Origin of the sequence: Streptomyces sp. NPDC048254, assembly GCF_043201895.1 — a bacterium.
In the GTDB taxonomy this organism is placed as follows: Bacteria; Actinomycetota; Actinomycetes; order Streptomycetales; family Streptomycetaceae; genus Streptomyces.
On record NZ_JBICZJ010000027.1, the window covers coordinates 36,785 to 62,156 of the forward strand.

The 25,372-nt window shown below is 71.6% G+C and carries 23 protein-coding genes and 1 pseudogene; 10 read left to right on the plus strand and 14 right to left on the minus strand.

Features of this window, described 5'->3' with window-relative positions:
* The first annotated feature begins 66 nt into the window (after positions 1–66).
* On the plus strand, positions 67–1,986 hold the full coding sequence (locus tag ACGFZQ_RS46605; RefSeq protein ID WP_393845611.1) for a sigma-70 family RNA polymerase sigma factor: 1,920 nt from the start codon (positions 67–69) through the stop codon (positions 1,984–1,986).
* Between the two features lie 55 nt (positions 1,987–2,041).
* Here ACGFZQ_RS46605 and ACGFZQ_RS46610 read toward each other — a convergent pair whose 3' ends face one another.
* Positions 2,042–3,079 (minus strand): thaumatin family protein, encoded by a 1,038-nt coding sequence (locus ACGFZQ_RS46610; protein ID WP_393845612.1) that lies wholly within the window; start codon positions 3,077–3,079, stop codon positions 2,042–2,044.
* Between the two features lie 83 nt (positions 3,080–3,162).
* Here ACGFZQ_RS46610 and ACGFZQ_RS46615 point away from each other — a divergent pair, with 83 nt between their 5' ends.
* The 6 genes from ACGFZQ_RS46615 to ACGFZQ_RS46640 all read left to right on the plus strand — a co-directional run bounded on the left by ACGFZQ_RS46615 (position 3,163) and on the right by ACGFZQ_RS46640 (position 7,959).
* Positions 3,163–3,438 (plus strand): hypothetical protein, encoded by a 276-nt coding sequence (locus ACGFZQ_RS46615; protein WP_393845613.1) that lies wholly within the window; start codon positions 3,163–3,165, stop codon positions 3,436–3,438.
* A 105-nt stretch (positions 3,439–3,543) separates the two neighbouring features.
* Positions 3,544–4,656, plus strand: coding sequence for an LLM class flavin-dependent oxidoreductase (locus tag ACGFZQ_RS46620; RefSeq protein ID WP_393845614.1), 1,113 nt, complete (start codon positions 3,544–3,546; stop codon positions 4,654–4,656).
* The gene (locus ACGFZQ_RS46625; protein ID WP_393845615.1) at positions 4,653–5,240 is read left to right on the plus strand and encodes an FMN reductase; all 588 of its coding nucleotides are present in this window, start codon (positions 4,653–4,655) and stop codon (positions 5,238–5,240) included. Before ACGFZQ_RS46620 ends, ACGFZQ_RS46625 begins: the two co-directional genes overlap by 4 nt.
* Before the next feature lie 205 nt (positions 5,241–5,445).
* Complete coding sequence (locus ACGFZQ_RS46630) at positions 5,446–6,192, plus strand: response regulator transcription factor (protein WP_351741211.1); 747 nt, start codon at positions 5,446–5,448, stop codon at positions 6,190–6,192.
* A 9-nt stretch (positions 6,193–6,201) separates the two neighbouring features.
* Positions 6,202–7,638, plus strand: coding sequence for an ATP-binding protein (locus ACGFZQ_RS46635; RefSeq protein WP_393845683.1), 1,437 nt, complete (start codon positions 6,202–6,204; stop codon positions 7,636–7,638).
* 102 nt (positions 7,639–7,740) lie between these two features.
* On the plus strand, positions 7,741–7,959 hold the full coding sequence (locus ACGFZQ_RS46640) for a hypothetical protein (RefSeq protein WP_393845616.1): 219 nt from the start codon (positions 7,741–7,743) through the stop codon (positions 7,957–7,959).
* Between the two features lie 45 nt (positions 7,960–8,004).
* On the opposite strand, the gene ACGFZQ_RS46645 is transcribed toward ACGFZQ_RS46640, so the two are convergent.
* The 8 genes and pseudogenes from ACGFZQ_RS46645 to ACGFZQ_RS46680 form a co-directional block, all read right to left on the minus strand.
* Complete coding sequence (locus tag ACGFZQ_RS46645) at positions 8,005–9,804, minus strand: phosphatidylglycerol lysyltransferase domain-containing protein (protein WP_393845617.1); 1,800 nt, start codon at positions 9,802–9,804, stop codon at positions 8,005–8,007.
* A gap of 131 nt (positions 9,805–9,935) precedes the next feature.
* Entirely contained in the window at positions 9,936–10,199 is a 264-nt protein-coding gene (locus ACGFZQ_RS46650) for a hypothetical protein (RefSeq protein WP_351694364.1), read from the minus strand.
* Between the two features lie 318 nt (positions 10,200–10,517).
* Positions 10,518–11,386: pseudogene (pstB, locus tag ACGFZQ_RS46655) on the minus strand (phosphate ABC transporter ATP-binding protein PstB).
* A gap of 14 nt (positions 11,387–11,400) precedes the next feature.
* Positions 11,401–12,993, minus strand: coding sequence for a sortase domain-bontaining protein (locus tag ACGFZQ_RS46660; protein WP_393845684.1), 1,593 nt, complete (start codon positions 12,991–12,993; stop codon positions 11,401–11,403).
* A 197-nt stretch (positions 12,994–13,190) separates the two neighbouring features.
* The gene (locus tag ACGFZQ_RS46665; RefSeq protein WP_393845618.1) at positions 13,191–14,423 is read right to left on the minus strand and encodes a hypothetical protein; all 1,233 of its coding nucleotides are present in this window, start codon (positions 14,421–14,423) and stop codon (positions 13,191–13,193) included.
* 2 nt (positions 14,424–14,425) lie between these two features.
* Positions 14,426–14,599: a hypothetical protein gene (locus tag ACGFZQ_RS46670; protein ID WP_393845619.1), complete on the minus strand. Its 174-nt coding sequence runs from the start codon at positions 14,597–14,599 to the stop codon at positions 14,426–14,428.
* 474 nt (positions 14,600–15,073) lie between these two features.
* Positions 15,074–15,736, minus strand: coding sequence for a hypothetical protein (locus ACGFZQ_RS46675; RefSeq protein WP_393845620.1), 663 nt, complete (start codon positions 15,734–15,736; stop codon positions 15,074–15,076).
* Between the two features lie 174 nt (positions 15,737–15,910).
* Positions 15,911–16,516, minus strand: coding sequence for a hypothetical protein (locus ACGFZQ_RS46680; protein ID WP_393845621.1), 606 nt, complete (start codon positions 16,514–16,516; stop codon positions 15,911–15,913).
* A 146-nt stretch (positions 16,517–16,662) separates the two neighbouring features.
* On the opposite strand from ACGFZQ_RS46680, the gene ACGFZQ_RS46685 reads away from it, so the two are divergent.
* Positions 16,663–17,658 carry a cytochrome c oxidase assembly protein gene (locus ACGFZQ_RS46685; protein ID WP_393845622.1) on the plus strand — a complete coding sequence of 332 codons (996 nt, stop codon included), beginning with the start codon at positions 16,663–16,665 and terminating at the stop codon, positions 17,656–17,658.
* A 155-nt stretch (positions 17,659–17,813) separates the two neighbouring features.
* On the opposite strand, the gene ACGFZQ_RS46690 is transcribed toward ACGFZQ_RS46685, so the two are convergent.
* On the minus strand, positions 17,814–18,899 hold the full coding sequence (locus tag ACGFZQ_RS46690; protein WP_393845623.1) for an AAA family ATPase: 1,086 nt from the start codon (positions 18,897–18,899) through the stop codon (positions 17,814–17,816).
* A complete protein-coding gene (locus tag ACGFZQ_RS46695) occupies positions 18,896–19,252 on the minus strand; it encodes a hypothetical protein (RefSeq protein WP_393845624.1) in 357 nt (118 codons plus the stop codon). The genes ACGFZQ_RS46690 and ACGFZQ_RS46695 overlap by 4 nt, the downstream gene beginning before the upstream one ends.
* Positions 19,253–19,939: 687 nt before the next feature.
* On the opposite strand from ACGFZQ_RS46695, the gene ACGFZQ_RS46700 reads away from it, so the two are divergent.
* Positions 19,940–21,577 carry a dolichyl-phosphate-mannose--protein mannosyltransferase gene (locus ACGFZQ_RS46700; RefSeq protein WP_393845685.1) on the plus strand — a complete coding sequence of 546 codons (1,638 nt, stop codon included), beginning with the start codon at positions 19,940–19,942 and terminating at the stop codon, positions 21,575–21,577.
* Positions 21,578–21,649: 72 nt separating this feature from the next.
* On the opposite strand, the gene ACGFZQ_RS46705 is transcribed toward ACGFZQ_RS46700, so the two are convergent.
* Positions 21,650–22,567, minus strand: a complete 918-nt coding sequence (locus ACGFZQ_RS46705) for an aminoglycoside phosphotransferase family protein (RefSeq protein ID WP_393845625.1) — start codon at positions 22,565–22,567, stop codon at positions 21,650–21,652.
* A gap of 254 nt (positions 22,568–22,821) precedes the next feature.
* Between ACGFZQ_RS46705 and ACGFZQ_RS46710 the strand changes: the two genes are divergently transcribed.
* Complete coding sequence (locus ACGFZQ_RS46710; protein WP_393845626.1) at positions 22,822–23,610, plus strand: SAM-dependent methyltransferase; 789 nt, start codon at positions 22,822–22,824, stop codon at positions 23,608–23,610.
* 36 nt (positions 23,611–23,646) lie between these two features.
* Here ACGFZQ_RS46710 and ACGFZQ_RS46715 read toward each other — a convergent pair whose 3' ends face one another.
* Together ACGFZQ_RS46715 and ACGFZQ_RS46720 are read right to left on the minus strand one after the other, a co-directional pair.
* The gene (locus ACGFZQ_RS46715; RefSeq protein ID WP_393845627.1) at positions 23,647–24,180 is read right to left on the minus strand and encodes a GNAT family N-acetyltransferase; all 534 of its coding nucleotides are present in this window, start codon (positions 24,178–24,180) and stop codon (positions 23,647–23,649) included.
* A gap of 231 nt (positions 24,181–24,411) precedes the next feature.
* Positions 24,412–25,086 (minus strand): hypothetical protein, encoded by a 675-nt coding sequence (locus ACGFZQ_RS46720; RefSeq protein ID WP_393845628.1) that lies wholly within the window; start codon positions 25,084–25,086, stop codon positions 24,412–24,414.
* Positions 25,087–25,372: the final 286 nt, after the last annotated feature.

The window sequence follows — 25,372 nt, forward strand, 5'->3', positions numbered from 1 at the left end:
CCGGTCCAACAGCCGGTTCCGAGGCCGGTCCACGAGCCGGACCCCTGCGCGGAGGAACAGACCCACATGATCGAGAACCATCGGAGGGGGCCCGATCCCGGCCTGGTGACGGCCGCCCGCGCGGGTGACGGGCGGGCCCTGGAGCAGCTGGTGGGCGACTGCCTGCCGCTGGTCTACAACATCGTCGGCCGGGCCCTGAACGGTCATGCCGATGTCGACGACGTCGTACAGGAGACGCTGTTGCGCATGGTGCGGGGGCTGCCGAAGCTGCGGGATCCGTCGGCGTTCCGGTCCTGGCTGGCCGCGATCACGATCAGGCAGGTGCGCAACCGGGAAAGCCTGCGGGCCACCGACCGGGACCGCAGGGCGCGGCTGGAGGACGCGGAGGTGCTGGCCGACCCGGACCTGGATTTCGCCGGGCTGACGATCCTGCGGCTGGGCCTGACCGAGCAGCGCCGGGAGATCGCCGAGGCGACGCGCTGGCTCGATCCGGACGATCAGGAGCTGCTGTCCCTGTGGTGGCTGGAGGAGACCGGTGAGCTGGAGCGCGCCGAACTCGCCGGTGCGCTGGGGCTGTCCGACCGGCATGCCGCCGTGCGGGTGCAGCGGATGAAGAAGCAGATGGAGGTCGCGCGGTGTGTGGTGCGCGGGCTGGGCGCCGATCCGCGCTGTGCCCGGCTGGACGAGATCGCCGCGCCGTGGGACGGCACGCCGGGTTCCCTGTGGCGCAAGCGGTTCGCCCGTCACATACGTGACTGTGGGGAGTGCGCGGGCCTGGAGCGGGGGCTGCTGCCGATGGACCGGCTGCTGAGCGGTCTGCCGCTGGTGGCCGTGCCGGCCGGTCTCGATCCGGCGCGGGTGCTCGCCCACATCACAGCGACTTCCGGTACTCCCGGTACGTCCAGTACATCCGGTACGTCCGGTGCCCCTCGCGGGCGGCACGGGCATGCGGGCCGCCGCGCCCGGCGGGCCCGGCGGGCGGTGAGCAGGCAGGTCGTGGTCGGTGGCTCGGCGGCGGTCGCGGTCGTCGCGGTGGCGGCGCTGGTCGCGGCCCGGCTGACGGCGGGCCCGTCGGCCCCGGTGGCCCAGACGGCTCCGCGTCCGTCGGCGCCGGTGGCGGTCGCCTCCCCGAGCCCCACGCACTCGCCGCCCCCGTCGCCTTCCCGGTCCGCCAAGCCGAGTGCGTCCCCGAGCCGGTCCGTGAAGCCCACCCATTCCCCGCGCACGGTGGCTCCCGTGCAGGTCGCCTCCAGCGCCCGGAAGGGTGTCGGCGTGTGGTCGTTCGACGGCGTGAGCCAGGCGCTGGCGGCGAGCGGGGCGAGCTGGTACTACACCTGGAACACCCAGCATCAGGGCGTGACGACCCCGGGCTCGGCCTCCTTCGTGCCCATGGCCTGGGGCGCCGCCTCCGTGACCGACGCGTCGCTCGCGCAGGCCCGAGCGCAGGGGCCGTACCTGCTGGGGTTCAACGAGCCCGACATGGCGCAGCAGTCGAACATGACGGTCGAGCAGGCGCTGGAGCTGTGGCCCAGGCTGATGGGGGCCGGCAAGGTGCTGGGCAGCCCGGCGGTGGCGTACGGCGCGGACACGGCCGGTGGCTGGCTGGACCGGTTCATGTCCGGGGCGAAGGCGAAGGGGTACCGGGTCGACTTCATCGCGCTGCACTGGTACGGCGGCGACTTCCGCACCCCGCAGGCCGTGCAGCAGCTGACCTCGTATCTGGCCTCGGTGTACGAGCGGTACCACAAGCCGATCTGGCTCACCGAGTACGCGCTGATCGACTTCTCGCAGGGGACGCGTTTCCCGTCCGCGCAGCAGCAGGCGGACTTCGTCACCGCGTCCGCGAAGGCGCTGGACGCGCTGCCGTACCTCCAGCGCTACGCGTGGTTCGGGCTCGGCGCCGACCCGTCGAAGCCGAGCAGCGGGCTGTTCACGAACGGTACGGCGGCCACGGCGGCGGGCCGGGCCTTCCAGGCGGCGCGCTGAGCGGAGGGGGCCGGTGCGACCGCCGTGCGGCGGTGGGCGCCCGGCCCCCTCGGGGTCATGGGCTCACGCCCCAGGTGACGCGGTAGCCGCACTCTCCGGAGCAGGTGAGCACGCTGGTGGCGTCGTCGTTGACGTAGGAGTAGGCGTTGGGCTCGGCCGCCTTGAACACGGCCGCGGAGTCGACGGGCCACGAGGACGGGACGCACTGCGGGCGGGCCGCGTAGGCGCCGGTGCAGCAGGTCTGGTCGGTCTTGAACACCAGGCAGGCGCTGAGGCACGCGACGACATGGCCGTCGCGGACGCGCTGGAGCTTGGCGGGGCAGGAGGCGTTGGCGTCCCGGGTGCAGCCGGCCGCGGAGCACCCGTTCGCGTCGATCTTGTCCTTCGACGTGCCGCCGTAACTGTTGATCCACATCGGCAGGTTGTTGCCTTCGACCAGGCTGACGTCGTAGAAGTCCATGCCGTTCCAGGCGTTCAGGTTGAACTCGGCGAGCGTGGAGGGGAATTCGCCCCACGTCGAGCCGCACTGGAAGCGGCCGCAGTCCCCGGTCAGGCAGTGGCCGTGGCCGGCGGCGTCGAAGGAGCAGCCGGTGCGGGCCCAGAGGCGGACGTCCCAGTGGTCGGGGATGCGGAAGCTCAGGCTGGCGCCGGGGCGCAGGACCCAGCCGGTCGCCTCGACCGGGTGCTTGGGGTCGGCGGCGATGGCCGGCCAGATGGTCTGGTCGAGGCGGTTGACGAGGGTGATGGTGCGCTTGCCGGGGGTCTTGGCGGCGGCCGTCGGCTGCTTTGCCGTGCGGGAGGGCGAGGAGGCCTTGGCCGAGGGCGATGTCCCGGCGTGCGGAACCGACGAGGCCGAGGCCGAGGGGGTCGGTGAGGGCTTCGGGGAGGGGGTCGCGAGAGGGGTGGCGGCGGCTGTCGTACGGGGCGTCGCCGCCGGGTCGGCGGTGGTGGTCCGCTGGTCCGGGGCCGGGCCCGTCTGCATACGGGCCAGCACCACGCCGGTCACCAGGGCGAGGCAGGTGAGGACTACGGCGGTGGTGGCGGCGAGGCCGGAGTACCGGCGGGGTCGGTGGCGGCGGCGGTGGTGGCGCATGGCACGGGGCTCCTGTCCGTTCCCACGGGCGTGGGCTTACGTAGGGGAGACCTGGACGGGGGTGGTGGGACAACGGAAATGGGGTGGCTGGTGCGGGTGTGCCGCTGTGGATGCGGGCCGGTCGCGCCCACGCGGCGGTGGCCGCAAGTCGAATACGGCCCCGCGCCCCTGAAGGGGCGCTTCGGGAGCCGTCGGCCGACCCGGCGGTGGTGACGGAGCTGGCGGGGCAGGTCGCGGGGCTGGCGCCGACGGCGCGGGCGATGGGGATGTTCGGGGAGCCGGTGGCGGTGGCGGAGGGGGCGCCGGAGTTCGAGCGGCTGCTGGGGGTGACCGGGCGGGACCCGGGCTGGAAGGCGTAGCCGCGGCGTATGGAGGGGGCGCGGCACGGCGTGGGGAATACCGGCGGGTGGGGTCTCGTTCTCCAGGTATAGTTGAACTGTAAACAACCTGGAGGGTGAGCGAGCATGCAGTTCGGGATCTTCACGGTCGGCGATGTCACGCCGGACCCCACGACGGGTCGGACGCCGAGCGAGCGGGAGCGGATCAAGGCGATGGTCGCGATCGCGCTGAAGGCCGAGGAGGTCGGGCTGGACGTCTTCGCGACCGGTGAGCACCACAACCCGCCGTTCGTGCCGTCGTCGCCGACCACCATGCTCGGTTACGTCGCCGCGCGCACGGAGAAGCTGATCCTCTCCACCTCCACCACCCTGATCACCACCAACGACCCGGTGAAGATCGCCGAGGACTTCGCGATGCTCCAGCACCTGGCCGACGGCCGGGTGGACCTGATGATGGGGCGCGGCAACACCGGCCCGGTCTACCCCTGGTTCGGCCAGGACATCCGGCAGGGCATCAACCTCGCCATCGAGAACTACGCCCTGCTGCACCGGCTGTGGCGCGAGGACGTCGTGAACTGGGAGGGCAAGTTCCGCACCCCGCTGCAGGGCTTCACCTCCACCCCGAGGCCGCTGGACGGGATCGCCCCGTTCGTCTGGCACGGCTCGATCCGCTCGCCGGAGATAGCCGAACAGGCCGCGTACTACGGTGACGGCTTCTTCCACAACAACATCTTCTGGCCCGCCGACCACACCAAGCGGATGGTCGAGCTGTACCGGGCCCGGTACGCCCACTACGGGCACGGCACGCCCGAGCAGGCGATCGTCGGCCTGGGCGGCCAGGTGTTCATGCGTCACAACTCGCAGGACGCGGTGCGCGAGTTCCGGCCGTACTTCGACAACGCGCCGGTCTACGGGCACGGGCCCTCCCTGGAGGACTTCACCGACCAGACCCCGCTGACCGTCGGCACGCCCGAGCAGGTCATCGAGAAGACGCTGGCCTTCCGGGAGTACGCCGGTGACTACCAGCGTCAGCTGTTCCTGGTCGACCACGCGGGGCTGCCGCTGAAGACGGTCCTGGAGCAGATCGACATGCTGGGCGAGGAGGTCGTACCGGTGCTGCGCAAGGAGTTCGCGAACGGCCGTCCGGCCAACGTCCCGGAGGCGCCCACGCACGCCTCGCTGCTCGCCGCGGCCGCTTCGGAGACTTCGGAGTCGGAGAAGAAGGAGGTCGGGGCATGAAGCTCGTCGTCGTCTCGGCAGGGCTGAGCGTGCCGTCGTCTACCCGGCTGCTGGCCGACCGGCTGGCGGCCGCGGTGGGCCGGCAGGCCGCCGGTGTCGAGGTCGAGGTGGTGGAACTGCGCGACCTCGCGGTCGAGATCGCGCACAACTTCACGAACGGGTTCCCGGGGCGCAGGCTTGCGGCCGCGCTGGAGGCGGTGACGGAGGCGGACGGCGTGATCGCGGTCACGCCGGTGTTCACGGCCTCGTACAGCGGCCTGTTCAAGTCGTTCTTCGACGTCATGGACAGGGAAGCGCTGGTCGGCAAGCCGGTGCTGATCGCGGCGACCGGGGGTACGGCCAGGCACTCGCTGGTGCTGGAGCACGCGCTGCGGCCGATGTTCGCGTACCTGCGGGCGGTGGTCGCACCGACGGGCGTCTACGCGGCGTCGGAGGACTGGGGAGCGGAGGGCCTGGAGGCCCGGATCGAACGGGCGGCGGGAGAACTGGCGGCGCTGATGACGGGGCTGACCGGTACGAAGCGGGAGGCTCCGCCGGCGGTGGTGCCGTTCGAGGAACAGCTGGCGAGGCTGGGGGCGAGCTGAGGTCGGCTGGGGAAGCGCCCCCTCAGGGGCGGCGGGGCTGTCTCGATTTGCGGCTCCGCCGCGTGGGCGCGACCAGCCCCCACCCTCCCGCACCCGAAATCCGACGCGCCAGGTTGCCTCTGTGACGGTGAGAGGCAGGTAAAAAGGGTGATCGTAGGCCCGCTCACCCCGGCCGAACCGCCGGAGGCCTTGGCAGACTGGGTGCGTGCCCCAGACTGTGCTGCTCGCCGAAGACGACCGCGCCATCCGCCATGCCCTGGAGCGGGCCCTCACCCTGGAGGGTTATGAGGTGACGGCGGTCGCGGACGGTGTGGAAGCCCTGGCGCACGCCCACCGCGAGCGCCCGGACGTCCTCGTCCTCGACGTGATGATGCCCGGCATCGACGGCCTCCAGGTCTGCCGCGTCCTGCGCGCCGAGGGCGACCGCACCCCCATCCTGATGCTGACCGCGCTGGTCGAGACCGCCGACCGGATCGCGGGACTGGACGCGGGCGCCGACGACTACGTGGTCAAGCCCTTCGACGTCGAGGAGGTCTTCGCGAGGCTGCGGGCCCTGCTGCGGCGCACCTCCCCGGTGACCACCGGCGGCGGCTCGGGCGGCGGCTCCGGCGGCGTCGTCGCCGACCCCGGCCGGGAACCGCAGATCTCCGACCGGCAGATCGAGGCGGCCGGCCTGCGGATGGACCTCCAGGCCCGCCGGGCCTGGCGCGGCCGGCGCGAGCTGGAGCTGACCCGGACCGAGTTCGAGCTCCTGGAACTGCTCGCCCGCAATTCCGGGATCGTCCTGGACCACTCCACGATCTACGACCGTATCTGGGGCTACGACTTCGGCCCCGGCTCCAAGAACCTCGCCGTCTACGTCGGCTACCTGCGCCGCAAGCTCGACGAGCCCGGCGCCCCGCAGCTGATCCACACCGTCCGGGGCGTGGGTTACGTGCTGCGGGAGGACTGAGTGGGCCGCCTGAGGCGGCTCCGGCGGGTGCTGGTGAGGCGTCGGCCCAGGCTCGTCTCCCTGCGCACCACGTTCGTCGTCTCCTTCGCGGCCGTCACCGCGGCCGTCACGATCGTCGTCGGCATCCTGTCGTACAATGCCGCCGCCCGGCTGGTCCGGGTGGACGAGCAGTCGGTGTTCACCCAGGTCGTCTCCGACGTGCAGGACGAGGTCAAGCAGCACCGGATGGTCCCGGAGGACTTCTTCTCCTCCAAGCCGGGACATGATCTGGTCCGGCCGCCCCGCACCGACGTCCAGGTGCTGGGCGAGCACGGCGAGACCGTCGACCACGGCAGCCCGGTGCTGCCCGTCACCGACGCGGACCGGGCGGCCGCCATGGCCGAGAAGGCCGGGACGACGGCCCAGCGCAAGGACGTCAGGGTCGGCGACGACCTGTTCCGGATCGCCACGGTGGCGCTCGGCGACGGCCGGGGCGCGGTGCAGGTGGCGCAGGAGTTCAGCGACACGGAGGACCTGCTGCGGGCGCTCCAGCAGCGGACGCTGGCGCTGATGGCGGCGGTGGTCGTGGCCGCGGGGCTGTTCGGCTGGTGGCTGGCCCGCCGGATCACCCGCCGGCTGGTGATCCTCACCTCGGCCGCGGAGGACGTGGCCCGCACCCGGCAGCTCGGCATCCAGGTCCCGGTGACGGGACTGGACGAGGTGGGCCGGCTGGGCCGGGCGTTCGACCGGATGCTGGGGCGGCTGGCCCAGTCGGAGGAGGACCAGCGGCGGCTGGTCCAGGACGCCGGCCACGAACTCCGCACGCCCCTGACCTCGCTCCGTACGAACATCTCCCTGCTCCGCCGTATCGATGAACTCCCGCCGGCCACCCGGGACGAACTCGTCGCGGACCTCGGCCAGGAGGCGCGCGAACTGACCGACCTGGTCAACGAGCTGGTCGACCTCGCGGCCGGGCAGTCCGACGCGGAGCCGCCGCAGCGGGTGGACCTGGCCGACATCGCGGAGGACGTCGCCGGGCTGGCCCGCCGTCGTACCGGCCGCGAGATCCTGCTCCGCGCGAGCGGCGACACGACCACCGACGGCCGCCCGGGCATGCTCCAGCGGGCCGTCTCCAACCTGGTCGAGAACGCGGCCAAGTTCGACCGGGACGGCAAGGCCCCCATCGAGATCAGCGTCACCGGCCCCGCCCGGCCGGGCACGGTCCGCGTCGAGGTCCTCGACCGCGGCCCCGGGATCGCCGAGGGCGACCTGATCCGGATCTTCGACCGCTTCTACCGCGCCGCCGACGCCCGCTCCCTCCCCGGCTCCGGCCTCGGCCTCTCCATCGTCCGCGAGGTCGCGATGGCCCACGGCGGAGCCCCCTTCGCCTTCCGCAGGGAGGGCGGCGGCGCGGTGATCGGGTTCACGGTGGGCGGGGGGTTCGTGGGCGGCACACCTCGCGTCTGACCCACCTGGCGGGGGCCCGTCGGTACCCAGGCGGGTCATATCCGGCCATGATCCGTAACTGGGCCAGGCCGGCGACGAGGAAGCGGAGCGATGAGGTAGCCGATGATCACCATGCAGGTACGAGGGGAGACCGGCGACATCGTGGCGCGCGGATCGTCCCAACTGGACTGGACGAGAACGCTGCAACATGTGAACGCCGACAGGTTTCCCGACCGGTCCGTGCAGGAGCTCCTCGGACAGGATGCGGCGGCGGAGATCGAAGGACTCTGCCAGCGGGTGGAGCGCGGCTCCCCTCTCTACCTGTGGTTCCTGGGGGACTGACGTGACACGCCGGTACCAGATGACCCGCAAGGGTCACTGGGCGTGTCACGACCCCCAGGGAATCGTGAGGAACCCCTCCGCGCGAGCGCTCGCCAGGCCGATGCGGGGGAGGTCGCTGCTCTTGGTGAAGAGGATGTAGCGGGGCTCCCACACCGGGCGGTACTTCGCGTTCGCGCGGTACAGGGACTCGATCTGCCACCAGCGGGAGAAGAACGTCAGGGTCGCGTGCCAGAGGCGGAGGACCGGGCCGGCGCCGAGGCGGGAGCCGCGTTCGAAGACCGAGCGGAACATCGCGAAGTTGAGGGAGACGCGGTCGACCTTCAACTCGGCGGCGCGCAGGAGGAGTTCGACGACCATGAACTCCATCAGGCCGTTCTCGGAGTCGCGGTCGCGGCGCATCAGGTCCAGCGAGAGGCCCTGCTCGCCCCAGGGGACGAAACTGAGGAGGGCGCGGGGGGTGTCGTTCGCGTCCCGGCACTCCAGCATCACGCAGCGGCCGTCCGCCGGGTCCCCGAGGCGGCCGAGGGCCATGGAGAAGCCGCGTTCGGTGGCGCCGTCGCGCCAGTGGTCGGCCCGGTCGATGAGCGAGGCCATCTCGTTCGCGGGGATGTCCTCGTGGCGGCGGATGCGGACCGTGTAGCCGGCGCGGCGGACCCGGTTGTGGGCCTGGCGGACCACGCGCATCGCGCGGCCCTCCAGGGTGAAGTCGGCGATGTCCACGATCGCCTCGTCGCCGAGTTCCAGGGCGTCCAGGCCGTGCCGGGCGTAGATCGTGCCCGCTTCCTCACTCGCGCCCATGACGGCCGGCGTCCACGCGTGCCGTCGCGCTTCCGTCAGCCACGCGTCGATCGCGCCGGGCCAGGCCTCCGGGTCGCCGATCGGGTCGCCCGAGGCGAGGCTGACGCCACCGACGACGCGGTAGGTGACCGCCGACTTGCCGGTGGGGGAGAAGATCGCCATCTTGTCGCGGCGCAGCGCGAAGTAGCCGAGGGAGTCGCGGGCGCCGTGCCGGTCCAGCAGGCCGCGCAGCCGCGACTCGTCCTCGGGGCTGAGCAGGCGACGGCCGCGCGGGGAGCGGAAACCGGCGTAGAGGACCAGACAGAAGGCGGCGGCGAGGAGGACGTTGATGACGATGTCGGTCCAGCGCGGGGCGTGCACCGCGGTGACGCGGTCGGCGAGCGGGCCGACGCTGACGCCCCTCAGGAGGGTGTAGGCGATCTCGTCGGGGAGGGTGGCGTCGGGGAGCTTGTTCGTGGCGTGGACGAGGAGGGTGCCCAGGACGCCGGTCACCAGGACGCCGCCGACGCCCACCGCCAGCGCCGTCTTCGGGTTCGACGGGTCGCCGACCGCGCTGAACTCCCGGCGGCTGATCAGCAGCGCGGCCACGAAGAGGCCGGTCAGGGCGGCCGAGACCCAGTTGAAGGCGTGGGCGCGGTACTCGTGCTGGGTGAGGGCGAGGACGTAGAGGGCGAAGAGGGGCGTGGACAGGAGTACGTTGACCACCCACGCCGCTCGCTTGCGGCGCCGCATCACCAGCACGAAGAAGATCGCCAGGGCGGCCGAGACCAGGCCCGCCGTGGCGAGGTACGGCGTGAAGAACTGGCCGGAGTGGTGGGCGTGCTGCCGATGGAGGTGGAGGGTGAGGCGGCCGTTGTTGTGCTCGTCGACCTCCTGGCGGAACGGGAGCGACATCACCGCCACTATGTTCAGTACGGCGATCACGCGCAGGTACCAGACGGTGAAGTCGGCGGCCCGCCTGCGCAGTGCGCCGCCGGGTGTGGCGGCGGGGGCATGGCGGTCGGCGGACGCGCGTGGGGGGATCAGGGTCGTCGGCTGTGCGGGCATGGTGACCGGTCACCTTGGGGACGGGGACGATGGCGGAGGGAGCTGACCCTACAGTCTGTAGGGTAACGGCGCGGGCCGGGGGCGCGACCGCCCGAGGTGCGGAATACGGTGTGAATAGGGGGAGGGTCCTCTTACGGACACTCCCGTTCGGCCCGCCACCTGGCCACCAGCACCCACGCCAGGTTCCCGATCGCCGCCCCCGCCGCCACCGCCGCGACGATCACGCCGCCCGTCGCCAGCCCGTCGCTGAACAGGTGCGGGCGCCGGTCGAGGCTGTGCAGGCCGAAGCCGGACAGCTCGTACACGCCCACCGCCGCGACCAGCAGGCTCGCCACCAGCACCGCCACCGTGGGGGCGAGGCCGCGCCGCGCCTCCTGTGTGTCCGTGCCCTGCATGAGTACCCCCGATGAGCAGACGAGCCGCCGTGGCCGATGGGGAACCTACAATACGTAGGGTCCGCAAGGCCTCAGGACGTGCGTATTCACATCGGCGAGGACACGGGGGGCGGCACGCCCCGGGCCGGTGTCCTCAGGGCCGTCGGGGTTCTCGCTCACAGCCTCCCGCCGTCGTGGTCCGCACGGGTGACGGCGCGGCGTACGCGGGGATGACGGCGCGGGACGAATCGGTCGTCGCCGTACCGGTACGGGTCGCCGCCGGGTTCCGTCCCCTGCGGAGACCCGGCGGGCGACCGGCCCTCTGGCCGCCGGCCGGGCTCAGCCGAACCGGCCCGCCACGTAGTCCGCGGTGCGCTGGTCCTGCGGGGAGTTGAAGACGGCCTCCGTGTCGCCGTGCTCGACGATGCCGCCCGGGGTGCCCTGCCCCGCCAGGAAGAACGCGCACTGCTGGGAGACACGCGCCGCCTGCTGCATGTTGTGGGTGACGATCACGATGGTGACCTGGCCGGCCGGTCCTGGATCGTCTCCTCCACGCGGCGGGTGGAGGTGGGGTCCAGCGCCGAGCACGGCTCGTCCATCAGCAGCACCCGGGGGCGGACCGCCAGCGCCCGCCCGATGCACAGGCGCTGCTGCTGGCCGCCGGAGAGGGCGCCGCCGGGCTGCCGGAGCCGGTCGCGGACCTCCTTCCACAGGCCCGCGCGGGTCAGGGACTCCTCGACCAGCTCGTCCCGCTCCCGGCGGTCCACCTTCGTGCCGGTCAGCTTGAGGCCGGCCACGACGTTGTCGTAGATCGACATCGCCGGGAACGGGTTCGGCTTCTGGAAGACCATGCCGATCCTGCGGCGGGCGTCGGTCAGGCGCCACGACGGGTTGTAGATGTCCTCGCCCTCGAAGAGCACCTCGCCGCCGAACTGCGCCGAGGGGATCATCTCGTGCATCCGGTTGAGGGTGCGCAGGAACGTCGACTTGCCGCATCCGGACGGCCCGATGAGCGCGGTGACCTCGCCCGCGGGCATGGTCAGCGACACCTGGCTGAGCACCTGGTGGGAGCCGAACCAGGCGGAGACGGCACGGGCTTCGAGGGTGGCGGGGGCGGGGCCGTCCACCACCGGGACGGCGGGCAGCACGGCGGTGTCGGTCGTCGCGGCGTCGGGCGCGGCGGTGTCGGTCGTCGCGGTCTCGGTCATCTCATTCACCTGGGTCACAGCAGATTCGGCAGCAGTTCGGTGGTCCGCGTCGCGACCTGGAGGCCGAGCACCGCGACGACCGGGGCGAAGACGATCCATGTCTGGTGGCGGCCCCAGCGGTGCCAGGCCCAGACGGCGGCCACGGCGGTGAGCAGCAGCGCCTGCAGCCACATCACCAGCGGCCACGGCACCCCGGAGGGGCGGGCGAGGGGTTCCTCGGAGTCCGGCAGGGTGCCGGCGCGGATCACGGCCGAGGGGGTCTGGAACGGCTCGGAGACCAGGTCGGCGTCGACGCGCAGGACGCCCGAGGGCACGAACTTCGGTCCCGTCGCCGTGATCAGCACCAGCCGGCTCTTGCCGGCGGCGAGCGCGGTCGGTGCCGGGTCCCCGGCCCGTCGTACGTCGATGACCAGGTACTTCGCCTTGCCCTGGCCGGTGATCACGGTGAACGTGTCGCCCGTGGTCAGCTCGGAGAGCCTGCCGAACGGGCCGCCGTACGCCGCCGCCCGGCCCATCAGCACGCTGGTGCCGGCCTGGCCGGGCATCGGGGTGTCCCGGCGGTGCCCGGGGCCGTCGGTCAGCACGGCGGAGTCGGTGCCCTCCAGGACGACCTGGCTCAGGCCCAGCTTCGGGATCCTGACGATCGCGAGCGGGGTGCCCGGTGCCAGCAGCTTGCCGTCCCGGCCGGTCTGGGCCACGGGGTCGGTGCCGAGGGCGAGTTGCTCGCGCAGCTGGTCGAAGTCGGCGTGCTGCGCGGAGTGCTGGTCCCAGCTGGACTTCCAGAGCGTGTCCGCGCGCCGGGTGTGCAGGGCGCCGGCGTGCATGTCGTCCACGTAGGGGTGGAAGTCGGTCATGCACTGCTCTTTGTCGTCGGGTGCGCCCGAGTTGGGCGGGATCGTGCACCAGGGGTCGTTCTTCGGGTACTCGTCGGTGTTCGACGGGTCGAAGGTGGCGCCGGACGGGTTCAGGTCCGCGTTGGTGCTGTAGTACGGGTTGACCCGCATCCCCTCGTCGTCGGGGACACCGGCGAGGAACTGCCGGGCGGCCTTGTCGGCGACGATCCACTGCCAGAGCGCGCGGGCGGTGTCGGTGTGGCCCAGCGAGGTCATCAGGTCGGTGTCGGTGGCCGGCGTCTCGGCGACCGAGAGATTGGCGAACTCCGGGTTCAGGGCGATGAACTCGGGGTCGGAGGCGAGACCCGCCGGGTTGTTCTTCGCCCAGCCGTACCCCTTGGCCACCCCGCTGTCGAGCACCGAACCCCAGGTGGAGTTGCGGTACGACTCGGTGAGCAGCTTGGCGAGCAGGCGGGGGTTGAGCTTGATCGACTCGACCTTGGTGCCCGCGAGTTTCTGGATGCTGTCGGGCGCCGTGGACTTGGGTCTGCGTTCGATCGTGAACCCGATGACGGCACCGCTGAGCGCGACCGGTGCGTAGGTCGTCGTACCCGATGGTGCGGAGGTGCCCGGGTCGGCACCGAGTTTGCGGGTGGTGAAGGCGAGACCGGTGGAGCCGTCCGAGATGAGCCGCGCGCGGGTGTTGGGCTCGCCGTACTCGGTGTGGCTGTAGACCTTGCCTTCCGTGCACAGCCTGGCCTGCCAGCTGGTCATCGCGTCGGCCGCCGGCTCACTGCCCGTGGTGGGGCGTTCGTCTTCGCCGAGGGCGCAGTTGGTGCCCACGCTGTTGAAGTCCAGCTTGACGGCGACGCGGTTCTTCCAGTTGGTCGAGGAGACCGGGGAGCCCGCGTTGACGTGGCTCTGGTCCGCGTACGGCTTGCCGTCCAGGTCGAGGCGGCCCTGCGGGACGATCACCAGCCAGCAGGAGCGGGGCTTGGTGACGCCGTCGGTGGTGACGGGTACGCCGCAGCCGAGGTGCGGGGCTTCGTTGGCGGTCTGGACCTCGAAGTACTCCTGGCCCTTGCCGTCGGCGCTGGTGCGGGCGAAGTCGACCTCGTTGGTGGTGTTGTAGTTGAAGAGGGGGTTGTTCTGGGTGTTCCTGGTGATCGTGGTGCCGTCCACCGACTTGAAGGGGACCTCACCGGGAGCGTTGGGTTGGTGGCGCCGTACCGGTCGTCCTGGCCGTAGTTGGTGGGGTCGGCGCTGTAGAAGATCTGCCGGGTGTCGTCCTGCCCGTTGCCCGGCCAGCCGCTTCGGTCCGTGGTGGGGGAGGCGCCGAACTGGCACTGGGTGCGCGACGGGCCCGGGTTGGACGGGACCGTGCCGTCGTCGTCGCCCCAGCACGGCATGATCTGTACGAAGTCGGTGTTGAACTGCGAGCCGGCGAAGGCGGTCGGCGTGCCGCCGGACCTGATCGCGAAGCCCGCCGCCAGACCCGACTTCTGCATGCCGAGACCGAGGATCCAGACCGCGTACACCATCAGGCCGGCCACGACCGACGGCAGCGCGGTCATCGCCTCGACGATCGTCCGGACGAACCGTGAGAAGCGGCCGCGGATCTGGTTGAGGTACACCGTGCAGGCCAGGCCCAGCGGGACCGTGATCGCCAGCGCGATGGTGATCATGATGAGCGTGCCGAGCATGGCGTGCGCGATGCCGCCGTGGGTCAGCGGGTCGAGCGGGCCCGCCGCCTGCATGTCCTGGGTGACGAAGTTGCCGTGCGGCAGGGCCTCCCGGCCGCGCCACGCGGTGAAGCCGACGACCATCGCGAGCGCGAGGAACATCAGCCCGCCCGCGGTCCACAGGACGACGGTCATCACCCGGTCCCGTACCGCCTGCCCGTCCTCCTCAAGGCCTGTCAACACCGCGTAGATACCTAGGAATGAAAGGTATGCGGTGCCGAAGAAACCCAATCCCTCGGAGAACGGGGCGAGTTCGCCGAAGAGGAGGACGGCGGTGCACAGCCCGGAGGCGGCGGCGCCGAACAGCGACAGCACCCCGGAGCGGGTGAGCCCGCCGATCCGGCGCGGCACGTCGGGGAGTGCGGCGACCGAGTCGTTCGCGGTGCCGTCCGCGGTGCCGTCCGCGAGGACCTCCCGGGGGGCGTCCTGCGGAACGTTCTTCTCAAGGTCTACGACGGTCATCGTCACCCCTTGAGGAAGGCCCAGACGCCTCTCGCCCGCAGCGCCTGCCCGGCCCGGAGCAGCAGGAACAGCCCTACGGCGGCCATGATGGCGAGGACGATGCCGCCCGTGGCCGTCAACTGGTACCGGAACATCCGGTCCCCGAGCGCCCGGGCAGCGGACAGCCGCCTGGGCACGGGTCTTTCGGATTCCGCCCCGGCGGAACCCTCAAGCGTGGACACCACTGTGTCCCCCTATACGAAAACGATTCTCCCCACACGGCCCCGAAATGGGGTGCCGCGCGGGGAGAGTCAATGGCCGGTTCCTTGCGCACCAGCACGTCGAATGTGGAGCACAGGTGAACTGTCCATGCCATTTCGGTGGGGGAGATGTGGGCGCCTGTGTACTGAGGGGTGAGGTGGTACGGGACCGACGGGGTGGCGTGCGGGGGCGAAGTCGGGCGTGGGTGGGTGTGAAGGTGCCGGTGAGCGGGTGCGCAGGGCGTGCCGGCCGGGCGAGCGCGGCCGGGCGCCGGGCGCCGGGGCTGCGGCCGGGTGACGGGGGAGTTAAGTCGCGTGCGGGAGAGGGGAGGTGGGCCGCCACGGGCCGGGCGGGAGGAGTCCGGCCACGGGCCGGGGGGAGGGAGCTGAGCCGAGAGCCGGGGGGCTGGTTCAGCCGTGGGCGGCGTTGTCGAGGATGCGTTTGACGGCCTGCTCGTTCTGGCCGAGTACCGCCTTCTCCAGGCTGTGGTCGTCGTGCCGGGAGAATCGTTCCCCCTCGGCGACGTCCTCCTTGCTCAGCACACGTCCGCACCACTCGCCCTGGTCGCCGGTGCGGTCGTCGAAGGGCACGGCCCCGCCCTCGCCGAGGACCACCCAGCCGCCCTCGTGCCAGCGCAGGGCGAGCAGATAGGTGTGGCCGACCTGGAGCCGGGGCGCGTCGGTGGCCGGTTGTGCCACGCGGGTGCCGCTGGACCGGTAGACCTGCCAGCCCGGGGCGACCAGGTCGAAGTCCGACCCGAGGGCGTGCCGGGGTGAGCTGCGGGACCACAGCCTGCTGTCGGTCCGGAAGCTCACCAGCCGGTCCGTCGCGTACGCGACCGACCCCTTGCGGTAGTTCCGCCGGTTGGTCTCCTGTTCCCGGGTCGGGCCGGCGACGACGACGTGATCGGCGTACGACACCCAGTCCCGCGCGGTCTGCGACGGATAGAGGTCCCCCGATGTCCCGCATCCCGGCACCGACTCCAGCCCCGGTCCGCCGACCAGCACCCCGGCGACGATCCCGACGGCGGCCAGAATCGCGGCGACGGGCCGCGCCGGCACACGCCGAGGCATGACAGATCGTTCCCCCATGATGAAGCGCCCCCCAGTGCGTGAAGCCAGTCCCTGCGGAGCCGGATCCGGTCAAGATCCGTAACCGCGGTGATCACCCTAAGCGGGGTCCGACGGAAGTGGACAAGGATCACCACGGCCCGGCACAGAACTGTGACGCGGTGGCGGGAGTGCGGCTCAGCAGCCCTCGCCGGCCGGGACGAACTCCAGCCGGGCGTGCTCGTCCGCGGTCCGGGCGTCGACGTAGACCGAACTGCTGACCTGGTACCAGACGTCGTCCCGCGCCGTGTCGCCGTTCACGTCGTCCAGCTCCACGCACCACTTCTCGGTGCGCACGGTCCTCCGGTAGGTCTCGGTGCCGCTGCGGACCTTGGTGCAGGACCGGTGCCGCTCGGTGGTGTACCAGGTACGGGTCGTGCGTCTGCTGCCGGTCCCGCTGCTGGAGGTGTGCCGGACCCGGCGGGTGGTGGTGGAGCACTTGCCGACCATGTGGGGCGGGGTGGCTTCGGCGGTCTTCACGGGGACGTGCCGGACGGAGTCCTTCAGCCCGTGGACGGTGCTGTCCTGGGCGGAAGGGGTGCTGTCGTACCCGGAGGTGGTGCTGTCGTACCCGGAAGTCGTGTCGCTCCCGCCCGAGGTGGTGTCGTCCCCGCCCGAGACGGTGTCGCTCTGCTCCCAGGCGATGCCGTCGTCGTCTCCGCCGTTGCCGCCACCGGAACACGCACCGAGCGTGCCGATCAGAATCGCTATGGCCCCGCTCACGACGAGCCGCTTTCCGAACATGAATCCCCACCCCTGCGAACCGTGCCGATCACCGGCCGGTGATCCCGCAGATTCTGCACGGAACCCCTGTGCGGGCGCCGGGCGGGCCGGGTATAGCGTCGCGCAGTGGACCTGACCTGACCCGTTTCGTCCCGGACCGAAGGAGGATGAGCCGGATGGCCGAGCTGACCGTGGGCCGGCTGCTGACGTCGTGGCAGCTGGATGTGCCGGCGCTGCTGCTGGTCGTGGCCCTGGGCGGGCTGTACGGCTGGGGCGTGCTGCGCGTGCGTGCGAAGGGCGAGCCCTGGTCGCCGGCCCGCACCGCCGCCTTCACGGTCCTGGGCCTGGGTGCGCTGGCGGTGGCGACGATGTCGGCCCTAGCCGTCTACGACCACGCGCTGTTCTGGCCGGCCGCCGTCCAGAACATCCTGCTCGACCTCGTCGCGCCCCTGGGCCTGGCGCTGGGCGACCCGCTCCGTCTCGCGGTGGAGGCGCTGCCGGAGCCCGCGGCGGCGCGGCTCCGCCGCACGATGACCGGCCGCCTGATCCGCCTCCTGACCTTCCCCCTGGTCAGCACGGCGCTGGTGCTCACCACCGAGCTGACCATCTACTTCACCCCCTACTTCGGCACCGCGCTGCGGGTGGGCTGGCTGCACGAGCTGATGTACCTGCACCTGCTGGCGGCGGGCTGCCTGTTCGTCGTACCGGTGCTGACCCGGGAGGAGACCCTCCCGGCCTGGTGCACCCACCCGGTCCGGGCGGCCCTGGTCTTCCTGGACGGGGTGATCGACGCGATCCCGGGCGTGGTCGTCATGACGCACGGCACGCTGATCGCCGGTGCCTGGTACCTGCACCACCACCCGTCCTGGTCCCCGGACGTCCGGCACGACCAGCAGATCGGCGGCGGCGCGATGCTGAGCATCGCCGAGCTGGTCGCGTTGCCGTTCCTGCTGACGATCCTGTTCCAGTGGGCGCGGGCGGAACGGGTGCAGACGGCGGCGCTCGACCGCCACCTGGACCGGCAACAGGCCGCCGAGACCTCCGCCGCCCCCGCCCGCGTCCCCATCACGACCGCCCCGTCCGCCGAACGGGTCCGCCCCTGGTGGGAGACGGAGAAGAACGAGGTGGCCGCGAGAATCCGCCGCCAGCACGGCGACCAGTGACCGAATCTGAACCAAACGCATCATGGATTGCCCTGAATGCGTTCATGTTCTCTCGCAAAACTTCGTGTAGCGCTGGTGATCCAATAGGCGCCCTTACGCTTGGGAGCGCACCGCAGCATCATGGGGGCGCGCCTCGCGCTGCCGAGCCACCGTCGTCAGGGGGAGGACCCACGGTATGGGAGAGCCTGCGAAGGACTTCTGTTCCGACCTGCTCGATCTGTCCGGGGCCTCTTTGACGGAGCTTCAGTCCAGTGACGATCCCGCGCTGCGCGGCGCGTTGAGCCGGATGGATGTCCAGGCGACCATGTGACGAGTTGCGGGCGATCGGGATCCGGCATCCGCAGCCGCAGGCAGCGGCGCAGGAAGGCCGGCGGGAACTCCCGCTCGCCGTTGGACGTGATCACCACGACGGGAAAGGCGCGGCACTTGACGATGCCGTCGACGATCTCGGCGCTCCGGCCGGGATCGTCGGTCATCACGGTCACCTTGGGGTGCAGCCGCCGCGCCCGCGCCAACTCGGTGATCGGGAACTGTCCTTCCTCGAACACGCTCAGCAGGTCGTTCGCCAGATCCTGGTCGCTCTTGTCCAACTCGTCGACGAGCAGCACACGGGGCAGCTCGTGCGGTAACAACGCCGTGCCGAGCGGGCCGAGTTGGAGGTAGTCCCCGATTCCCGGAAGGCGTTCCTCGTCCGCGGCCTGTGGCTCTGCCCCGGCGGCGGCGCCGTCCGACCGGTGCAGGGTGTGCAGCGCCGCCGAGTCCTGGACCCGCCCGATCGCGTCGTACTCGTACAGACCACCGCGCAGCGTGGTGCGGCTGGTGATGTGCCAGCGCAGCACCCGGCCCAGCCGAAGCTCCCTGCTGATCCGGTAGGCGAGGGGCGACTTGCCGGTCCCGGGACGTCCCGTGACCAGGAGCGGCCGGCGCAGCACCAGGGCCGCGTTCACCAGGTCCACTTCACGCCTGAGCTGCTCGGAACCAGTGGATGACGCGCTCATCCGCCCCAGTCGACGCTCGATCTCCACCTGAAGGCCGTCCGGGTGTGCCATCACCTCACGGAGCAGGAACAGCAGCATCACCCGTCGGCGGCTGGTCTCGGGCAGCACGATCCTGACCCTCAGGGCCCGGCCCGCCTGGCGTGCGCACTCGTGCAGCAGCGCGGGTTCCTCAAAACACGGGATGGCGTCCAGTGCGTCGAGAAGGATCTTGGGTGGCCTCCAGGGCTCCTGAGACTCTGTCACGACGGTTCGCTCCCCGGGACGGTCGGCCGGAACTCCCCGAGGAGTCTCGAAGCGGCCCGGGCGGCCCCGGACTCGCCGTCGGGCAGGCGTACGGCATCGACCAGGTCCCGCCGGATGCCGTGGGGCTGCCCACCGCGCGCCGCGGCCCCGCTGCCGTCCGGAACACCGCGCGGACCCACCCGCGCCGCACCCGTCCCGCCCGGAGGCGACCACGCCGTACGCGGTACGGCGCGATCACCGCCGGCCGCACCGGCCGGCGGCCCGGGAAACCCGCCGCCCGACACGACGCTGGTTCCGCCGGTCCGGCCGTCCCGGCATCCGGGCAGGCTGACCGGCGGGGTGCGCGTCGGCACCGCTCCCGCGAGGCTCCGCCCTCGTTCCGTATGCGACGACACGACCTGCGCACGGGTCTGCACAGCCCCGGGCGTCGCCGGAAGGCCGGCACCCCGTACGGCCCCACTCGCCGGCAGGATGCGCACCAGCCCCAAGACCGCCGCGTCCGCCCCATCCCCCTTGGACACTGTCCCGTCCCTTCCCCCGTATGCAGCCATGGCCGGACAGCTCCACGAAGGAAGCGGCGTACGAAGCGCACGCGTTCGGTACGCGGGCTGTGCGTATCCCGGAGCTTTACCGGATGTGGCACTCGTGAATCATCGGTGGGCCCGCGGGCGCCCGGCGACACGGGGATGCCGAGTCCGGAGTGCGCGAAGAGCGAATACGGTCGACGGGCCCAACCGTTCCCGTCCTCCACCTACGAGGGGCGTGTCACCGCGGCGGAGCATCTTCCGGTACTGCGCGGCCGCTGTCCCCACACCTGGTGGACCCGGTCACCACCACGACCGGCGAACCCGCCGCCGGGGCCGGTTCGGTGACCGTGCCCTGCGCGCTCGCCGCGGTCGGGCCCCCACCCCGCCTGATGCACGAGTGACGCGAGATACCCCCCGGAACCACAACCTCCGCAGGGAAAAACGCGTCCAACAGGCGTGGCTCAGTTGCTGGATGGAATGGACGGAACGAAACGCCTCCGGGCTCGCCGGATCATGGGGGCGGTTCCCGGGTGTCCCCCTGCCGATGTCCGGGAGCGGCTTGTCCCGCCGTTTCCGGAGCCGTCTCCCCGGCTGTGGGCGCTCGTCGGGCTCGGGCCCGCGTCGGCGGGCCGCGTCGCGAGGGCGATGGAGTGGCTGGGGCCGGTGCTGGTCGCCGTGCTGGCGGGGGCGATCCGGTTCTGGCGGCTCGGCCGGCCGCGGGAGGTCGTCTTCGACGAGACCTACTACGCCAAGGACGCCTGGTCGCTGCTGCACCTCGGCTACGAGGGCACCTGGCCGGACCGCAAGATCGCCGACCCGGGGATCCTCGCGCACCCGCAGGTGATCCCGCTCTCCGACGCGGGTTCCTTCGTCGCGCACCCGCCGACGGGCAAGTGGGTGATCGCCCTCGGCGAGGGGCTGTTCGGCCTCACCCCGTTCGGCTGGCGCTTCATGACGGCGCTGCTGGGCACGCTGAGCGTGCTGCTGCTCTGCCGTATCGGGCGCCGCCTGTTCCGGTCCACCTTCCTGGGCTGCCTGGCCGGCGTCCTGCTGGCGGTGGACGGCCTGCATGTCGTGATGAGCCGTACCGCACTGCTGGACCTCGTCGTGATGGTCTTCGCCCTGGCCGCCTTCGGCTGCCTGCTGGTCGACCGGGACCGGGCACGGGCCCGGCTCGCGGCGGCGCTGCCGGCCGGAGCGGACGGCCGGGTGCGACCGGACGGCGACACCGCCGACCGCGCGGGGACGGGCCCGCGGCCCTGGCGGCTCGCGGCGGGTCTCTTCCTGGGACTGGCCGCGTCGACCAAGTGGAACGGCCTCTACTTCCTGGCCTTCTTCATGGTCCTGACCTTGCTGTGGGACGTCGGCGCGCGCCGGGTGGCCGGAGCCCGGCACCCGTACCGGGCGGTGCTGCGCAGGGACCTCGGGCCCTCGCTGCTCTCGCTCGCACCGGTCGCCGTCGTCACGTACCTGGTGACCTGGACCGGCTGGTTCCTGTCCGACGACGGCTGGGGACGCCACTGGGCGGACGGCCGCGGCGGCACCTGGGCATGGATCCCGGCCCCGCTGCGCAGCCTGTGGCACTACGAGTACCTGGTGTACCAGTTCAACGTGGGGCTGCACACGCCCCACAAGTACCAGTCGAACCCCTGGAGTTGGCTGGTCCTCGGCCGCCCCGTGCTGTTCTCCTACGACTCGCCGCAACCGGGCGAGGACGGCTGCCACACGGCGTCCGCCTGCACCCGTACGGTCCTCGCCCTGGGCACCCCGGTCCTGTGGTGGGCCGCGTGCCTCGCCCTGGTCTATCTGCTCTACCGCTGGGCACTGCGCCGCGACTGGCGGGCCGGCGCCGTCCTGTGCGCGGTGGGCGCCGGCTATCTGCCGTGGTTCCTGTACCAGGACCGTACGGTCTTCTCCTTCTACGCGGTCGTCTTCGTGCCGTACCTGTGCCTGGCCGTGACGATGATGATCGGAGCCATGCTGGGGCCGCCGGGCGCGACGGAGCGGCGCCGGCAGGCGGGCGCGGTGGCGGCGGGCGTGCTGGTCCTGCTCATCGTCTGGAACTTCGTCTACTTCTTCCCGATCTACACCGGGCAGACCATCCCGTACTCCGGCTGGCAGGCCAGGATGTGGCTCGACAGCTGGGTCTGAGGGCGGTGATCACTCCTGGAGGCGGGACGCGGACGCCCGCCGTCGGCTACGGCGTCCCGGTTGCCCGCTCGTTCAGCGGGCCGTCGCGACGAGTCGCCGTAGGGCGGCGCGGGCCGGCGGCCCCCAGCTGGGCTTGCCGCCGGGACGGCCGCGGACGCCGGCCTCGCCGATGAGGATCCCGCCGAGGGCCTGCCGTGCGGCCCAGCCGCGGGCCCGGCGCAGGGTCGCGGCGTCCGGGGCCGGCCGGTAGGCGTCGAGGAAACGGTCGGCGGTGCCGTCCGGGAGCAGCGACCAGGGAGCGGCGAGGTCGCGGGCCGGATCGCCCGCGCAGAGGTCACCGAAGTCGATCACGCCGCAGAAGGCGCCGTCCGCGGTGAGGACGTTGGCGGGATGCAGGTCGCCGTGGAGCCACCGGGCCGGACCGGTCCACGGGGGCGCGGCGACGGCGTCCTCCCAGACGGCGCGGACGGCGTCCGGGTCGGGGATCAGCCCCATCTCGGTGGCCGAGGCGAGGCCCGCGAGGAACTGGTCGGTGTGGGGCGCCAGCGGCCCCCCGTTGCCGTCACGACCGGCGGGCACCCCGTCGGGGGCGGGCCGGTGAAGGGCCGTCAGGAACGCGGCCAGGACGTCGGCGGCCTCGTCGCCACGCGTCACGGGAGCGCGGTCGGCCGGCGCACCCGCCACCCAGGTGGTGACGATCCAGGGCCGCGGGAACCGGGCGGAGGGCTCGCCGAGGCGTTGCGGGACCGGGACCGGCAGGGGAAGGCGCGGGGCGAGACCCGGCAGCCAGGCGTACTCCTTGCGCAGCAGGTCGTCGGCGGACCGTGTCGCCCACGGCAACCGGACGGCGAGGTCGTCACCGAGCCGCCACAACTGGTTGTCCCACCCGCGCGCACCGAGCCGCACAGGACGATCGGCCAGATCGGGATGCTGCTCACACAGCAACTCCCGGACCAGATCAGCGGTGATCTCCATCTCGACGAGGGCCATGAGCGGCGACGCTAGCAGCACGCGGGCCGACCCTGCCCTTCTACGGTTCGAATGCGTCCGCCGCCGTGCGGCAGACCTGGGCGGGTGGAGGTCGCCCTCTGTTGCTGCTGGCCGCGACTCGCGGGATCTCCCGGGGCGCGCGCCCCGCGCTGCTCAAGTCGCCCCCCGTACAAGGCAGATGAGACGCCCGAGTACGATCACCGCGAACTCGCTCTGTACCCCTCATCACCCCTCATCGGCGCGATGGAGTTGCCATGACGACCAACCCTCAGCCGTTTCCGTCGGTCGACACCAGCAGGGCACACCCTGCGCGGGTCTACGACTGGCTGCTCGGCGGCAAGGACAACTACCCGGTCGACGAGGCGGTCGGCGAGAAGCTGCCGCCCGAGGCGAGGGACGCCGCCCGGCAGAACCGTCAGTTCATGCACCGCGCTGCCGCGTGGCTCGCCACGCAGGGCGTCGATCAGTTCCTGGACATCGGCACCGGAATTCCCACCGAGCCGAATCTCCACCAGATCGTGCAGAACGTCGTGCCGTCGGCCAAGATCGTCTACACCGACAACGACCCGATCGTCCTGCGGCACGCGGAGGCGCTGCTGATCAGCCGCCCCGAGGGGGAGACCGACTACATCCAGGCGGATGTGCGCGACCCGGAGGCGATCGTCCGGCACGCCCGGCACGTCCTGGATTTCGACCGCCCGGTCGCGCTGTCGCTCATCGCGCTGATGCACTTCATCAGTGACGAGCAGGACGCCCACGGCATAGTCCGTGCCCTGGTCGACACGCTGCCGTCGGGCAGCCATCTGATTTTGTCGCACGCCGCGTCCGACCTGTTCCCGGACCTCGTCGCACAGGTCGTCGCCGAGTACGCCAAGGGCGGTATCCAGCTCGCCTTCCGCACCCGCCCGGAAGTGGAGCGGTTCTTCGACGGCATGGATCTGGTGTCACCCGGCCTGGTGACGGCGACGGAGTGGTTCGCCGCCACCCCGGCCCCGGAACCGGAGGGCAGCGGCATCTACGCGGGCGTGGCCCGCATCCGCTGAACCGGCGTGCGGGGAATCACGCGGCAACGGTCTGGCTCACGCCTGGAACTCGGTGAGATCGATGGCGTGAACCTGCAGCGGATAGCCGTACACCGGGTGCACCGTCTCCCGCTCCGGCACCATGCCGAGCTTGCGGATGACGTTCTCGGAGGCGTCGTCCCCTATACGGCTGATGCTGATGACGCGGTCCAGGCCGCGGTCCTGGAGCGCGAATTCCAGCGTGGCATGGGCGGCTTCGGACGCATATCCCTGGCCCCAGAACTGTGAGCCGAGCCGCCAGCTGATCGCCACGGCGGGCAGTACCTCCGGCAGGAACTCGGGCACGGACAGACCCGTGAAGCCGGCGAGCTCACCCGAAGCCAGCAGCTCGACGGCGAAGAGCCCGAAGCCTTCCTCGTCCCACTCCTCCTCCCACTGCTCAATGGCCTCCGCCGTGTGGTCCAGGTCGCGCACCGAGCCGTCGTCGATCCAGCGCATGACCTGAGGGTCCGCGTTGATCTCCGCCATGGACGTGAGGTCGTCGTCATGCCAGCGACGGAGGAGAAGGCGGGGCGTGTGGATCTCGGTCATGGCGCTCATCCTGCCGAAGGCGACGGCGTCATGGGTAATCGGCGCTCACCCGCGCCGCCGCTGCGGGACGCCGGGCGTGCCGATGGGCGCGATCAGCGTGCTTCCGAGCGACCAGGCCACGCCGGCGCCGGCGACAAGACGCCGTCCGGCAGGAAACCGACATGGACGCGGCCCCGGCACCAAAAAGGGCGAGGCCCGAAGAACCCCGCCCGATCCGCAAGAAGCCCCAGCTCAGGGCCACACCAGGCAGTACGGCTGATGCCCGGCCTCATGCAACCGATGGCTGAAGTCCTGCCACTCGTGCAGCAGCTGGTACACGTTGAACGCGTCCCTCGGGCCGCCCCGGTCCGGGACCGTCGACCAGATGAAGGCCGCCGCTCCCACCGCTTCCTCGCCGATGCCGCGCAGGGGGTCGACGACCGTCATGGGGAGCTTGACCACCGCGTAGTCCGGGTGCAGGACGACCAGCTCCAGGGGTGGCACCTTGTTCAGAGGTACGCCTTCGATGCCCGTCAGCACCATCGCGGCCATGGTCTCCGGCTTGATCTTCGTGAACATGCCGTTCATGCCGAGCTCGTCGCCGCCGAGTTCCTCGGGGCGCATCGAGATCGGGACCCGGGCCGCGGTCGCGCCGTCCGGTGCGCCGAAGTATTTGTACGTCACCCCCACCCGACCACCATTCCTGCTCCCGGTCTGAAGACGGTCGATCCGGCTGTCGATCCGCTGGCCCCTCTGGTCCCACTGATCAATACGTCGGTCGCGCCGCTCGGACTCACTCGGTACGCCGCTCTGTTCCTGACGTGCTGCCTCAGCCGCTTCCTCCGCGTCGCGTCGGTGCCTTCCCCGCCGGGCACGTCGAGGACCCAGGTCGTCAGTCCCCTCGCCCAGTCCGCCACCGCGATGCATATCTCCACCCGACTGCTTTTCTAGGACGCGTGGCCCCCGCCGCGCAACCCGATCATCGTGTCAGTGACCTCCCCCACGGCCGCCCGCCGAAACGTGCGTCGAAACATCAGTCCGCAGGATCTTTACAGCCTCCGGCCGGCTATGTACCGGATGAGCTGGGTGTATCGGGTCACAGTCTCGCAGATGCCCCGGGCACCGCGCGGGTACCGCAGTCCTCCGCTGCGAGAAGACCACCGTCCTCCGCCTACCCTGAGGAGGTCACCCAGCAACCGGAGTCCGAGAAGCC

Bases quoted from the DNA above. Each gene is read 5' to 3' on its own strand.
- ACGFZQ_RS46605 (WP_393845611.1), top strand. From the start codon at position 67: ATGATCGAGAACCATCGGAGGGGGCCCGATCCCGGCCTGGTGACGGCC.
- ACGFZQ_RS46610 (WP_393845612.1), bottom strand. From the start codon at position 3,079: ATGCGCCACCACCGCCGCCGCCACCGACCCCGCCGGTACTCCGGCCTC.
- ACGFZQ_RS46620 (WP_393845614.1), top strand. From the start codon at position 3,544: ATGCAGTTCGGGATCTTCACGGTCGGCGATGTCACGCCGGACCCCACG.
- ACGFZQ_RS46625 (WP_393845615.1), top strand. From the start codon at position 4,653: ATGAAGCTCGTCGTCGTCTCGGCAGGGCTGAGCGTGCCGTCGTCTACC.
- ACGFZQ_RS46640 (WP_393845616.1), top strand. From the start codon at position 7,741: ATGATCACCATGCAGGTACGAGGGGAGACCGGCGACATCGTGGCGCGC.
- ACGFZQ_RS46645 (WP_393845617.1), bottom strand. From the start codon at position 9,804: ATGCCCGCACAGCCGACGACCCTGATCCCCCCACGCGCGTCCGCCGAC.
- ACGFZQ_RS46650 (WP_351694364.1), bottom strand. From the start codon at position 10,199: ATGCAGGGCACGGACACACAGGAGGCGCGGCGCGGCCTCGCCCCCACG.
- ACGFZQ_RS46660 (WP_393845684.1), bottom strand. From the start codon at position 12,993: ATGACCAGCTGGCAGGCCAGGCTGTGCACGGAAGGCAAGGTCTACAGC.
- ACGFZQ_RS46665 (WP_393845618.1), bottom strand. From the start codon at position 14,423: ATGACCGTCGTAGACCTTGAGAAGAACGTTCCGCAGGACGCCCCCCGG.
- ACGFZQ_RS46675 (WP_393845620.1), bottom strand. From the start codon at position 15,736: ATGCCTCGGCGTGTGCCGGCGCGGCCCGTCGCCGCGATTCTGGCCGCC.
- ACGFZQ_RS46680 (WP_393845621.1), bottom strand. From the start codon at position 16,516: ATGTTCGGAAAGCGGCTCGTCGTGAGCGGGGCCATAGCGATTCTGATC.
- ACGFZQ_RS46685 (WP_393845622.1), top strand. From the start codon at position 16,663: ATGAGCCGGATGGCCGAGCTGACCGTGGGCCGGCTGCTGACGTCGTGG.
- ACGFZQ_RS46700 (WP_393845685.1), top strand. From the start codon at position 19,940: ATGGGGGCGGTTCCCGGGTGTCCCCCTGCCGATGTCCGGGAGCGGCTT.
- ACGFZQ_RS46705 (WP_393845625.1), bottom strand. From the start codon at position 22,567: ATGGCCCTCGTCGAGATGGAGATCACCGCTGATCTGGTCCGGGAGTTG.
- ACGFZQ_RS46710 (WP_393845626.1), top strand. From the start codon at position 22,822: ATGACGACCAACCCTCAGCCGTTTCCGTCGGTCGACACCAGCAGGGCA.
- ACGFZQ_RS46715 (WP_393845627.1), bottom strand. From the start codon at position 24,180: ATGACCGAGATCCACACGCCCCGCCTTCTCCTCCGTCGCTGGCATGAC.
- ACGFZQ_RS46720 (WP_393845628.1), bottom strand. From the start codon at position 25,086: ATGCATCGCGGTGGCGGACTGGGCGAGGGGACTGACGACCTGGGTCCT.